Annotated in this window: 10 protein-coding genes; 9 read left to right on the plus strand and 1 reads right to left on the minus strand. The window is 72.5% G+C overall.

Annotation, left to right across the window (positions count from 1 at the left end; genetic code table 11):
• Window positions 1-5: 5 nt before the first annotated feature.
• Window positions 6-671: a TetR/AcrR family transcriptional regulator gene (locus ACWFR3_RS18455; protein ID WP_453735638.1), complete on the plus strand. Its 666-nt coding sequence runs from the start codon at window positions 6-8 to the stop codon at window positions 669-671.
• Here the strand turns inward: ACWFR3_RS18455 and ACWFR3_RS18460 are convergent.
• Entirely contained in the window at window positions 637-1,464 is an 828-nt protein-coding gene (locus ACWFR3_RS18460) for a DeoR/GlpR family DNA-binding transcription regulator (RefSeq protein WP_453735639.1), read from the minus strand. The two genes, ACWFR3_RS18455 and ACWFR3_RS18460, sit on opposite strands and share 35 nt — an antisense overlap.
• 252 nt (window positions 1,465-1,716) lie before the next feature.
• On the opposite strand from ACWFR3_RS18460, the gene ACWFR3_RS18465 reads away from it, so the two are divergent.
• From ACWFR3_RS18465 to ACWFR3_RS18500, 8 genes are all read left to right on the plus strand, one after another.
• Window positions 1,717-3,051, plus strand: coding sequence for an MFS transporter (locus ACWFR3_RS18465; RefSeq protein WP_453735640.1), 1,335 nt, complete (start codon window positions 1,717-1,719; stop codon window positions 3,049-3,051).
• A gap of 24 nt (window positions 3,052-3,075) precedes the next feature.
• Window positions 3,076-4,638 carry an FGGY family carbohydrate kinase gene (locus tag ACWFR3_RS18470; RefSeq protein ID WP_453735641.1) on the plus strand — a complete coding sequence of 521 codons (1,563 nt, stop codon included), beginning with the start codon at window positions 3,076-3,078 and terminating at the stop codon, window positions 4,636-4,638.
• On the plus strand, window positions 4,631-6,145 hold the full coding sequence (locus ACWFR3_RS18475) for an FGGY-family carbohydrate kinase (RefSeq protein ID WP_453735642.1): 1,515 nt from the start codon (window positions 4,631-4,633) through the stop codon (window positions 6,143-6,145). Before ACWFR3_RS18470 ends, ACWFR3_RS18475 begins: the two co-directional genes overlap by 8 nt.
• A complete protein-coding gene (locus ACWFR3_RS18480; RefSeq protein ID WP_453735643.1) occupies window positions 6,142-6,768 on the plus strand; it encodes a histidine phosphatase family protein in 627 nt (208 codons plus the stop codon). Before ACWFR3_RS18475 ends, ACWFR3_RS18480 begins: the two co-directional genes overlap by 4 nt.
• Window positions 6,769-6,805: 37 nt before the next feature.
• Window positions 6,806-7,849, plus strand: a complete 1,044-nt coding sequence (locus ACWFR3_RS18485) for a 2-hydroxyacid dehydrogenase (protein ID WP_453735644.1) — start codon at window positions 6,806-6,808, stop codon at window positions 7,847-7,849.
• A 42-nt stretch (window positions 7,850-7,891) separates the two neighbouring features.
• Entirely contained in the window at window positions 7,892-8,845 is a 954-nt protein-coding gene (locus ACWFR3_RS18490) for an oxygenase MpaB family protein (protein ID WP_453735645.1), read from the plus strand.
• Window positions 8,827-11,076 (plus strand): tetratricopeptide repeat protein, encoded by a 2,250-nt coding sequence (locus ACWFR3_RS18495; protein ID WP_453735646.1) that lies wholly within the window; start codon window positions 8,827-8,829, stop codon window positions 11,074-11,076. The genes ACWFR3_RS18490 and ACWFR3_RS18495 overlap by 19 nt, the downstream gene beginning before the upstream one ends.
• A gap of 132 nt (window positions 11,077-11,208) precedes the next feature.
• The gene (locus ACWFR3_RS18500) at window positions 11,209-12,759 is read left to right on the plus strand and encodes a phytoene desaturase family protein (RefSeq protein ID WP_453735647.1); all 1,551 of its coding nucleotides are present in this window, start codon (window positions 11,209-11,211) and stop codon (window positions 12,757-12,759) included.
• Window positions 12,760-12,776: the final 17 nt, after the last annotated feature.

Consider the following 12,776-nt stretch of genomic DNA (forward strand, 5'->3'; position numbering starts at 1 on the left):
GCTGCATGGCCGCCGCCGTACCCCCGCCGTCCCCGCCCGCAAAGCGAACCCGGGACGCGGCCCGTACGCAGGGGGAGATCCTCGACGTGGCCACCGAGGAGTTCGCCCGCATGGGGTACGCGGGGGCCAGGGTGGACGAGATCGCCGCCCGTATGCGGACCACGAAGCGGATGATCTATTACTACTTCGGCAGCAAGGACCAGCTCTTCACCGCGGTCCTGGAGCGTGCGTACAAGGTCATCCGGCACGAGGAGCAGCAGCTCGACGTCGGGCATCTGGACCCCGTGTCCGCGATCCGCCGCCTCGCCGAGCTGACCTTCGACCACCACGAGGCGCACCCGGACTTCATCCGTCTCGTCAGCATCGAGAACATCCACGAGGCGCAGCACATCGCCGCCTCACCGAGTCTCGGTTCGCTCAGCTCCCCGGCGATCGACGTCATCGCCTCCATCCTCGAAGCCGGGCGCGAGCAGGGCGTGTTCACGGCCGACGTGGACGCCGTCGACCTGCACGCGATGATCAGCTCGTTCTGCTTCTTCCGGGTCTCCAACCGGCAGACGTTCCGCGCGCTCTTCGGCCGCGACCTCACCGAGGCGTCCCGCCGCGAGCACTACCGGACGATGCTGGGCGACATGGTCATCTCATACCTGACCGCGGCTGCTCCTGCCTGACCCCGGCCGCTTGATCGCGTACCGGCACCACCATCACCTCGGTACCGGCCGCGCGCACCGCACGCACCTGCTCCGGCGCTAGGCCGTCGTCCACGATCAGCAGATCGAAGTCGGTCAGCGGCGCGAGTGAGTACAGCCCGTCCTTGCAGAACTTGGTGTGGTCCGCGACCAGGACCCGCCGCGCCGCGCACTCCAGCATCGCCCGCTTGACCTGCACCGTTTCCGGTGAAGTGTGGTAGCAGCGGCCGTTGGTGACAGCCGTCGTCGACATGAACAGGACGTCGGCCCGAAAGGCGCGGACCGCGTCCGCGGTGTGCAGGCCCATGAACGCGTCGTACGCCGGGAAGTACGTGCCGCCCAGCGTGATCAGCGAGATGCCGGGTTCCTTCGCGAGGGTGGTGACGGCGGGCAGCGAGTTGGTGATGACGGTCAGCGGGGTGTGCTCCGTGGCCTGGTGCGCGAGGAGCAGACAGGTCGTGCTGTCGTCGAGCAGCACCGTCTGACCCGGCACGAGGAGCGTCGCGGCGGCCCGCGCGAGGAGCTGCTTTGTCTGCGCCATGGTGGCCATCCGCTCGGCGAAGCCGCCGTGGAACTGGGCAGAGGGAAGTCCGGTCGCGCCCCCTCGCACCTTGCGCAGCCACCCCTGTGCCTGGAGGGCGTCCAGGTCGCGGTGCGCGGTCATCAGGCTGATGCCGAACTCCCCGGCGAGGTCCGCGGTGCGCACGAAGCCGCGGCCGATGACGGCCTCGCGCATCTGCCGCCGCCGCTCCTCCTGGGCCTCGACCCGGTCCATCGCCACGCTCCCTCCGGTGTCCGTGCCCCGCACCGCGGGCGGCACGTGTGTGAACTCGCCGCGTTATGTTCGCACGGATTTAACGTGCCTTCGCGGAAGAGGGCGGCGTCCGCGAGCGGCTGCGGTGCGACACAACACGGCAGGTCGTTGCCCCGACGGGAAGTTTCCGGCCGCCATTGACCGGCGTTTCCGGCCACCTGTTCCATCGGCTCGTCCGTCCCTCCTGCCACCGCCGCAGAAAGGGGAGCGTCGATGCCGACACCCCCGTCCTCTCCGCCGCGTTCACTGATCACACGCCTGGGTATTCCGCCGACCCTCGCCCGGGGCTACCTCGGGCTGCTCCTGTTCATGATCGGAGACGGGGTCGAGTCCGGCTATCTCTCGCCGTACCTCATCGACGAGGGCATCTCGCAGCCGCGGGTCGCACTCCTCTTCACCGTCTACGGAGGCGCCGCGGCCATCGCCGCCTGGCTCTCCGGAGTGCTGTCCGACCTCTGGGGCCCCCGCCGCGTCATGTGGACCGGCCTGGGCATCTGGGGCGTCTTCCAGCTGCTCTTCCTCGTCCTGGCCATCCCCATGACCAGCTATCCGCTGATGATGCTCGGGTACGGCCTGCGCGGCCTGGGCTATCCGCTGTTCGCCTACGGGTTCCTGGTGTGGATCGCCTCGGTCGCGCCGCGCGCCCGGCTCGGCACGGCGATGGGCTGGTTCTGGTTCGCCTTCACCGGCGGTCTGCCGACCCTCGGCTCGCTGGTCGCCAGCGGACTCATCCCGCAGATCGGCGCGTACGCCACCCTGTGGTCCGCGCTGGCCCTGGTGACCGCGGGCGGACTCATCGCCCTGCTCCTCGTCCGCGACGAGCGGGGCGGCAGGCAGCCACGCGACGAGGGCGAAGGGCCGCTCGCCACGCTCGTCGGCAGCGTGACGGTCCTGTGGCGCAATCCCCGGGTCGGCGCGGGATCACTTGCCCGTGTCATCAACACGGCATCGCAGTTCGGCTTCTTCGTGATCATGCCGATCCACTTCACGAAGACGGTCGGCTTCAGCCTCACCGAGTGGCTGCACCTGCTCAGCGCGATGTTCGCGACCAACATCTTCGCCAACCTGCTGTTCGGTGTGGTGGGCGACCGCTTCGGCTGGCGCAGGACCATCGCCTGGTGCGGCGGCGCGGGCTGCACGGTCAGCACCTTGCTGCTCTTCTACGTCCCGGACGCGGCGGGCGACAACTTCCCGCTCGCCCTGGCGGCCGCCGCCTTCTACGGCGCTACGCTGGCCGGTTATGTACCGCTTTCGGCCTTGGTGCCCTCGCTGGAGCCGCGGCACAAGGGCCAGGCGCTCGCCGCGCTCAACCTGGGCGCGGGAGCCAGCACCTTCGTCGGCCCGGCGATCGTCGCCGCCTTCGTCGGACCGCTCGGCGTCACAGGGGTGGTCTGGATTTTCGCGGGGATGCATGCGGTGAGCACCGTGCTCGCGCTCTTCCTGAAACTGCCGGACGACGCGGGTACGGCACGGGACGGCACAGGTGCGGAACGGGCGGCAGGCGCCCCGCCTGACGCCGCGCCCGCCACCGCCCCGGCCACGGCCTGACTCCGGCGTGAAAGGACGTAACCGATGTCCGTACTGACCATCGACGTCGGCACCACGATGATCAAGTCGGTCGTCTTCGACGACCAGGGCAAGGAGATCGCGGTCGCCCGGCTAGCCACCGAGGTTCTGCGGCCCCATCCCGGCTGGGCTGAGCAGGACATGGACGCCGTCTGGAACGCCGTCGTCCACACCGTGCGCAGTGTGCTGTCCGGTCTCGACGACCCCGTCCGGCTGGTGTCCTTCACCGCCCAGGGCGACGGCGCCTGGCTCGTCGACGCGGACGGCCGCCCCACGGGACCCGCGATCCTGTGGTCCGACGGCCGCGCCGGGGACCTCCTCACCCACTGGCAGCGCGAGGGCGTCCTCGAAGCGGCCTTCCGCCGCAACGGTTCGCTGACCTGCGCCGGCATGCCCAACGCCCTCTTCAGCTGGCTCGCCGCCCACGACCCGGGCCGCCTCGTGCGCTCCAGCACCTCGCTCACCGCCGCGGGATGGCTCTTCCTGCGCCTCACCGGGGTCCGCGCCTGCGACGAATCCGACGCCTCCGCGCCCTTCCTGGACCACACCACCGGGGACTACGACCCGCGGATCCTCGACCTGTTCGGGCTGAGCGCCTACCACCGGCTCCTGCCGACCGTCCTCGGGGAATCGGAGCGGATCGCCGAGATCACCGGCGATGCCGCGGGCCAACTGGGCCTGCCGGCCGGGCTGCCGGTGGTGATGTCGCCGTACGACATCGCCGCCACCGCCCGTGGCGTCGGCGTGGTCAACCCCGGCCAGGCGTGCAGCATCCTCGGCACCACCCTGTGCACGGAGATCGTGCGCACGGACGTGGACACCAGCGGCGAACCCTCCGGCATCAACATCGCCTACCGCGGCCGCGAACGGGTCCTTCGCGCCTTCCCCACCCTCAACGGCGCCGAAGTGCTCGGCTGGGCCGCACAGATGCTGGGTCTCACCGGGCCACCGGAACTCGCGCGCCTCGCCTTCGAGTCGGAGCCCGGCGCCCGCGGCCTGCTGTTCCTGCCCTACCTCTCCCCGGCCGGCGAACGCGCGCCGTTCCTCGACCCGCACGCCCGCGGCTCCTTCTGGGGGCTGTCCCTGGAGCACTCGCGCGCCGACATGGCCCGCGCCGTGTTCGACGGACTCTCGCTGGTCCTGCGCGACTCGCTCGCGGCGGCCCGTACGGAGGTGAGCGAACTGCGGCTGTGCGGCGGCGGCGCCAACAGCGACGCGTGGTGCGCGCTGATCGCCGATGCGACGGGCGTGCCGACCGCCCGCTCCGGTGACACCGAACTGGGCGCCAAGGGCGCCTTCCTCACCGGCCTCGTCCGCTCCGGAGCCGAAAGCAGCATGCACTCCGCAGCCGACAAGTACGTCCGCATGCAGAGCAGTTGGGAACCCGACCCGGAACGCGCGCGGTTCTACGCCGCCCTGTACGACGACTTCGTCGACCGGCGGACCATCGTGCGCGAAGCCGGTTGGCGGGGCGGCGCGGTATGGCGGGGGAACAGCGCGGCGGGGCCGGGCGGAACCCCGTACGACGGCGACCGTATCCGCACCACGCAGGGAGGCACCCATGTCTGAGACCCGTTCCGCCGGCCATCCGCCCGATCCCCTCGACGGGATCTGGCTGGGCCTCGACCTCGGCACCCAGAGCGCCCGCTGCGTCGCCGTCGACGGCACCGGGCAACTCCTGGCCGCCGCGTCCCGGCCGCTGACCAGCCACCGCGACGGCGTACGGCACGAGCAGGGCCCCGAGCAGTGGTGGACCGCGCTGTCCGCCGCCTGCCGCGAGGCCCTGAGCGGACTCGACACGGGGCGCATCCGGGGCCTCGCGATAGACGGCACGTCCGGGACGATCCTGCTCGCCGACGCCGCGGGGCGCCCGCTCACCCCCGGCCTGATGTACGACGACGGGCGCGCCGCAGACCAGGCGGTGACCGTCAACGCGGCGGGCGCAGAGGTCTGGCGGGAGCTCGGCTACCGCACCATGCAGCCCTCGTGGGCGCTGCCCAAGCTCCGCTGGCTCCTGGACCATGAGCCCGCCGCGTCCGAAGGGGGCGTGCGGCTGCTGCACCAGGTCGACCTGATCACCTGGCGGCTCGCCGGACACCAGGTCGCCGCCGACGCCAGCCATGCCCTCAAGACCGGCTACCACCTGGTCGAGGAGCGCTGGCCGCCCAAGGTCATGGCCGAACTCGGCGTTCCCGGAAGCCTGTTGCCCGATGTCGTGCGCCCCGGCAGCGTGCTCGGCACGGTCTGCGCCGACGCCGCCGCAGCCACCGGCATCCCCGAGGGCACCACCCTCGTCGCCGGAATGACCGACGGCTGCGCCGCCCAGATCGGTGCCGGAGCCCTGGAGCCCGGCGCCTGGAACTCGGTGCTCGGCACCACCCTCGTCCTCAAGGGCACCAGCACACACCTGGTCCGGGACCCGGCGGGCGTCGTGTACTGCCACCGCGGCCCCGGCGACACCTGGCTGCCGGGCGGGGCGTCGAGCAGCGGCGCGGGTGTCGTCTCCCGGCACTTCCGGGGCGAGGACCTGGACCTGCTCACGCAGGAGGCCGCCGCACTCGACGCCGACGCGGTCGCCTACCCCCTGGTCTCCACCGGCGGCGAACGCTTCCCCTTCCGCGCCCCGGAAGCCGAGCCCTTCATCCTCGGGGAAGTGCCCACCCGCGCCGCCGAGTTCCACGCGTACCTGCTCGGCGTCGCCTGCCTCGAACGCCTCTGCCTCGACTACCTCGACCACCTCGGCGCCCCCGTCGACGGCCCGCTCACCCTCACCGGCGGCGGCGCCCGCAACCGCTACTGGTGCCGGCTGCGCGCCGAGGTCCTCGGACGCCCCGTACGCCTGCCGGAACAGGCCGAGGGCGCCATCGGCATGGCCGTGCTCGCCGCCACCTCCGGCGGTGCGAGCCTTCGGGAAGCAGCCGCCGCCATGGTCAAGACCGGCGCGGAGATCCGCCCGTCACCGGACCGCACCGCCCGCTACCTCCCCGTCTACCTCCGTTTCACCGACGAACTCACCCGCCGCGGCTGGCTCGGCAGGGCCGTGGCCGAACACGCCCGCAGGAGGGCAGCCCAGTGACCGACTTCATCCTCGTACGCCACGGCGAGACCGTCTGGCACGCGGAGAACCGCTACGCGGGACGCACCGACGTACCCCTGACCGAGCACGGCCGCGAGCAGGCCGCCGCGCTCGCCGAGTGGGCCGCCACCGCGGAGCTCACCGCCGTCTGGAGCTCCCCGCTCTCCCGGGCCCGGCTCACCGCCGAACCCGCCGCCGACGCCTGCGGTCTGCCCGCCCGCGTCGACGAACGCCTCAGCGAACTCGACTTCGGCCAGGGCGACGGACTGACCAGGGACGAAATGCGCGAGCGGTTCCCCGAGCAGCTCGCGGCCTTCCTCGACGACCCGGTCGGCAACCACCTGCCCGGCGGCGAGGACCCCCGCAAGGCCGCCGCGCGCGCCGCCGACTGCCTGTCCGGCATCGCCCGCCAACAGCCGCACGGCAGAGTCCTCCTCGTCGCCCACTCCACTCTCGTACGCGTCCTGCTCTGCCACCTCATCGGCATCCCGCTCGCCGACTACCGCCGGGTCTTCCCGCAGCTGCTCAACGGCGCCCTCACGGAGATCCGGGTGCAGGACGGGCACACCGCGCTGCTGCGGCTCAACGCCCCCGCGACGACCCACACCTGTGCCCCGCACTGACCGGCCACCCGCACCGCCCTTCAGGAGACACCCACCCATGAGCACCACCGTCCTCGCCGCCGGCAACCACTTCATCCGCCCGGGCCTGTTCGCCGAAGCCGTGCGCGCCGCCGCGGGGGAACTGCCGCTGGACGTCCGCGAGCTGCAATTCCCCTGGCCGCACACCCCCTTCGGCCCGGTCGCCGAGGTCATCGAGGCATCCGGCAGCGAGGAGGAGATGATCGAGGCGCTCCAGGGCGTGCGGATCTGCGTCACCGAGCACGGCCCGCTCACCGAGCGCATCCTCGCCGCCTGCCCCGACCTGGAGCTGTTCTGCACCAGCCGCGGCGGCCCGGTCAACGCCAACCTCGAAGCGGCCACGCGGCATGGTGTGGCGGTCTGCTACGCCCCCGGCCGCAACGCCACCGCCACCGCCGAACACACCCTCACCCTGCTGCTCGCCGCCGCCCGCGGAGTCGGCGACACCCACACCGACCTGCGCCAGGGCACCTGGCGCGGCGACTACTACGACTACGACAACTGCGGCATCGAGATCGACGGCGCGACCGTCGGCCTCATCGGCTACGGCGCCATCGGCAGCCGGGTCGCCAAGGTCCTGCGCGCCCTGGGCGCCGAGGTCCTGGTGCACGACCCGTACGTCCGGCCCGACGCGCTGGCCGGAGTCGCGGAACAGGTCTCCCTGGACGCACTGCTGAGCCGCTCGCGCATCGTCTCCCTGCACGCCCGCGTCACCGACGAGACCAAGGGCATGATCGGCCGCGCGCAGATCGCCGCGATGCCCCGCGGTTCGATCCTCGTCAACTGCGCCCGCGGCGCGCTGCTCGACTACGAAGCCGCCTGCGACGCACTGGAATCGGGCCACCTCGCCGGAGCGGGCTTCGACGTCTTCCCCGAAGAGCCGCTGCCCGCCGGCTCCCGTCTCCTGACCGCCCCCGGCGTCGTCCTCACCCCGCACATCGCGGGCGGCAGCCAGCAGGTCGCGCACAAGGCCGCGGGCATCGTGGCCGCGGAGGCCGGTCGCTTCCTGCGCGGCGAGCCGCTCCTGCACTGCGCCAACCCCGAGGTGCTCAAGGCGGAATGAGGCCGGTCCGCGCGGCGTAGCCTGCGATCAGGAGGTGGTTGTATGCGCGAGGCATCCTCATCGGGGCACCCGGCGCCGGGAGATCCGGGCCTTTTCGGACCCTCGTCCGTGACCTGGCAGATGCACGGCGACCCGATGATGTGGGTCGCCGGGATACGCGCCCTGTATCTGCAGGCCCTGCACCCGCGCGCGGTCCGGGGCGTCATGCAGAACTCGGACTTCCGCAAGGACGCCTGGGGACGCCTCATGCGCACCGCGAGCTTCGTGGGCACCACCACGTACGGCACCACCGAGGTCGCCGAGCACGCGGGCGCGCGGGTGCGGAAGATCCATACGATGCTGTCGGCCACGGACCCCGGCACGGGGGAGCGGTACGGCGTCGACGAGCCCGGGCTGCTGCTCTGGGTGCACTGCGCCGAGATCGACTCCTATCTGCACGTCGCACGCCGGTCCGGCTTCCGCCTGACCGACGGGCTCGCCGACCGGTATGTCGCCGAACACCGGGAAAGCGCCAGGCTCGTCGGCCTCGACCCGGCCGGCGTACCGGCGTCGACCGCCGAACTCGCCGCCTACTTCGAGCGGGTGCGGCCCGAACTGGCCGCGGGGCCCGAGGCACGCGACGTCGACGACTTCCTCCAGCGCCCGCCGACCCACCCGCTGCTGGTTCCCGCGCGCGCCCTGCTGTGGCGGCGCGTGGCGAATCTGGCGTACGCCTCGCTGCCGCCCTACGCCCACGAGCTGTACGGCAGGACGGCCCCGCCGCCCGGCATCGTGACCCGGCGGCTCGTCACCACCGGCACCATCCTGCGCACCGTCCCCGCGCGTATACGCTGGCAACTTCCCCCGAAGCACATTCTGCGCGCCATGGCCAGGCTCGGGCCCGGTGCCCGGCCTGCCCCGTACAAACTCGACAGGCGGGCAGCCATACTGGACGGGCCGGGGAGGGCGAAGCGAGGCAACGGGGGCGACGGCGGGAGATGGCGGACACCAGGCTGATCCAGGGCCGGTACCGGCTGCTGGACCTGATCGGGCGCGGCGGCATGGGCGAGGTCTGGCGTGCCCGCGACGAGTCACTGGGGCGCAGGGTCGCCGTGAAGTGCCTCAAGCCGATGGGGCCGCAGCACGACCAGTCCTTCACGCGCGTGCTGCGCGAGCGGTTCCGGCGCGAGGCACGCGTGGCGGCGGCGCTGCAGCACCGCGGTGTCACCGTCGTCCACGACTTCGGGGAGCACGAAGGCGTCCTGTACCTGGTCATGGAGTTGCTCGAAGGGCGCAACCTCAGTCAGCTCCTGGAGGAGAACCGGCAGCATCCGCTGCCCGTCGCGGACGTCGTGGAGATCGCCGACCAGGTCGCCTCGGCGCTGGCGTACACCCATGAACAGGGCATCGTGCACCGGGACCTGAAGCCCGCGAACATCATGCGGCTCACGGACGGCACCGTGAAGATCTGCGACTTCGGCATCGCCAGGCTCGGCCACGACATCGGCTTCACCTCACGCCTGACCGGCACGGGCATCGCGATGGGCACACCGCACTACATGTCGCCCGAGCAGATCAGCGGCGCCGAGGTCGACCAGCGCAGCGACCTCTACTCCTTCGGCTGCGTCCTGTACGAGATCGCCACCGGGGCGCCGCCGTTCGACCTGGAGGACGCCTGGGCGGTGCTCGTCGGCCACCGCGACACGGCGCCCGAGCCGCCGCGCAGGCACCGCGGCGAGCTGCCCGAGTACTTCGAGGAGATCGTCCTCGACCTGCTCGCCAAGGAGCCGGACGACCGGCCTCGCGACGCCCGCGAACTGGGGCGCCGCATCATCTCGGGCCGCACCGTCGTTCCGGTGGTTCCCTCGTACGTCCCCACCGTCGTCACCCCGCCCGCGCGCCGCCCGGAGCAGCCGCCCTCGCACGAGCCGCGGCTGCCCTCGTGGACCCGCGGCATGACGACAGGACACAAGGCGAACGGCGTGTCCGAACTGCGCACCACACCGCCCGACGCGGCGGCGGGTCTGACCGGCGAGTGGATCCCGCGCACGGACGCCCGCAGGGCCGCCACCCCGCGCCGGCCCGAACGGCCCACCCCGTCCCCGGAGGTGGTGGCCACCCTCGTCAGCCGGCACAACGCGGGCCTGAGCCTGGGGCGTCTTGGCCGCTGGGCCGAGGCGGGCGAGGTGCACCGCGCGGTGGCCGCCGAGCGGGAGCACGCCCTCGGACCCGACCACCCCGACACCCTCGCCAGCCGCTACGAAGTGGGCTTCACCCTCAGCCGCACCGGCCGGGCCGCCGATGCCCTGCGGGAGTACGGCCGCGTCGCGCAGGGCAGGGAGCGCACCCTGGGCCCCGAGCACTCGGACACGCTCGCCGCCCGGCAGGAAATGGCGTACGTCATGGGGCAGTTGGGGCGGCACTTCGAGGCGCACCAGATGTACACCTCGGTGCTCGCCGTGCGGGAGCGGACCGCGGGCGCCGATCACCCCGACACCCTGCGCTGCCGCCACAACCTCGCGTACAACCTCAGCAGGCTCGGCCGCCTGGAGGACTCCTACCAACTGGCCCGCCAGGTCGCGACGGCCAGGGCGCGCGTCCTCGGCGCCACCCACCCCGACACGCTGGTCACCCGTTACGAAGTCGCTTACGCCCTGGGCCAGTTGGGTCGCTGGCCCGAGGCGCTGCAGACGTACCGCGAGGTCGCCGACGCGCGCGTGCGGGCCCTTGGCCCCGACCACCCCGACACCCTCGCCGCGCGCTACGAGGTGGGCATCAGCCTCGGACGGCTCAACCGCAGCGGCGAGGCCCTGGAGCTGTACCGCGACCTGATCGACGACCGCACCCGGGTGAACGGACCCTCCGACCCCGAGACCCTGCGCGCCCGGCACGGCCTCGGCGTCAACCTCGGCCGCCAGGGCCGCTGGGAGGAAGCCCTTGCCGAGGCCCGTGACGTCTGCGCGATCCGCGAACGCGTCCTCGGCGGCGACCACCCCGACACCCTGGTCAGCCGCCGCGAGGTGGCCGTGGGCCTGGGCTGGCTCGGCCGCTGGGCCGACGCCCTGACCGAGTACCGCAGGGTCGCTGCCGCGCGTGAGCAGGTACTTGGCGCCGACCATCCCGACGCCCTCGCCAGCCGCAATGACGAGGCGCACTGCCTGGAGCAGCTGGGGCGCGGGACGGAAGCGGTGGAGCTCTACCGGCGGGTCGCGGCGTTGCGCCAGCGGCGGGCTATGGGCGGGCATTGACTCGCGCGGGACGCGGTTTCTCGCGGGGCGCGTTAGGGGGCGTCTTCGGTTCGTGATCGGCTGCGGGCGCGTCGTGGCTGGTCGCGCAGTTCCCCGCGCCCCTTCGGGGCCCTTTACGTGTTACCAAGGGCTATGCCTCCTCGCGATCGATACGACGCCGTCATCGTCGGCGGTGGTCACAACGGCCTCGTCGCCGCCGCCTATCTCGCCCGTGCCGGACGTTCCGTCCTGCTCCTGGAGCGGCTCTCCGGCACCGGCGGCGCGGCCGTGTCCAGTCGCCCCTTCGCCGGTGTCGACGCCCGCCTCTCGCGCTACTCGTACCTGGTCAGCCTCCTGCCGCGGAAGATCGTCCGGGACCTCGACCTGGACTTCCGGGTGCGCACCCGCACCGTCTCCTCCTACACCCCGACCGAGCGCGACGGGCGTCCGACGGGGCTGCTCGTCGGCGGGGGCGACGCGCGCACCAGGGACGCGTTCGAGCGGCTCACCGGCGGCCCCCGGGAGTACGAGGCGTGGCGGGAGTTCTACGCCATGACGGGGCAGGTCGCCGAGCAGGTGTTCCCCACGCTCACCGAGCCCCTGCCCACGCGCGACGCCCTGCGTGAGCGGATCGGTGACGAGGACGCCTGGCGGGTGCTCTTCGAGGAGCCCATCGGCGCCGTCATCGAGGAGCGGTTCCACGATGATCTGGTGCGCGGGGTGGTGCTCACCGACGCCCTCATCGGGACGTTCGCCGACGCCCATGACCCGTCCCTGCGCCAGAACCGCTGCTTCCTCTACCACGTCATCGGCGGCGGCACCGGCGACTGGAACGTGCCCGTCGGCGGTATGGGCGCACTCACCGGAGCCCTCGCGGCCGCGGCCCGCGCGGCGGGCGCCGAACTCGCCACCGACCACGAGGTCACCCGCATCGAGTCGGACGGACAGAGCGCCGAGGTCACCTACCGCACCCCCGAGCGCGAAGCGACCGTCGCCGCACGGCACGTCCTGGTCAACGCGTCCCCGCAGGAGCTCGCCGCCCTGGTCGGCGACACACCGCCCGCCCCGGCCGAAGGCGCCCAGCTCAAGGTCAACATGCTGCTCGAACGGCTGCCGAGGCTGCGCGACACCTCGGTCGACCCGCACGAGGCCTTCGCCGGGACCTTCCACATCGGCGAGGGCTACGGCGAGTTGGGAGCCGCCTACGCCCGGGCCGCGGCCGGTGAGCTGCCCGCCGCACCGCCGTCCGAGATCTACTGCCACTCGCTCACGGACCCCAGCATCCTCGCCCCCGAACTCGTCGAGCGCGGCTGCCAGACCCTCACCCTCTTCGGGCTGCACACGCCCGCCCGTCTCTTCGCCCGGGACAACGACGCCGTACGGGCCGAACTCCTGAAGTCGACCCTGGCCCAGTTGGACGCACACCTGGCCGAGCCGCTCGCCGACTGCCTGGCCACCGACGAAGACGGGCGCCCCTGCATCGAGGCCAAGACCCCACTCGATCTCGAACGCGATCTGCGCCTTCCCGGCGGCAACATCTTCCACCGTGATCTGGCCTTCCCGTACGCGCAGGAGGACACCGGCCGCTGGGGAGTGGAGACACGGCACGCCAACGTCCTGCTGTGCGGGGCGGGAGCCGTGCGCGGCGGCGGGGTCAGCGGCATTCCCGGCCACAACGCGGCCATGGCCGTGCTGGGGGAGTAGGGAGCGGGCCCCCTGCC

The organism is Streptomyces sp. NPDC055189, from assembly GCF_053606765.1.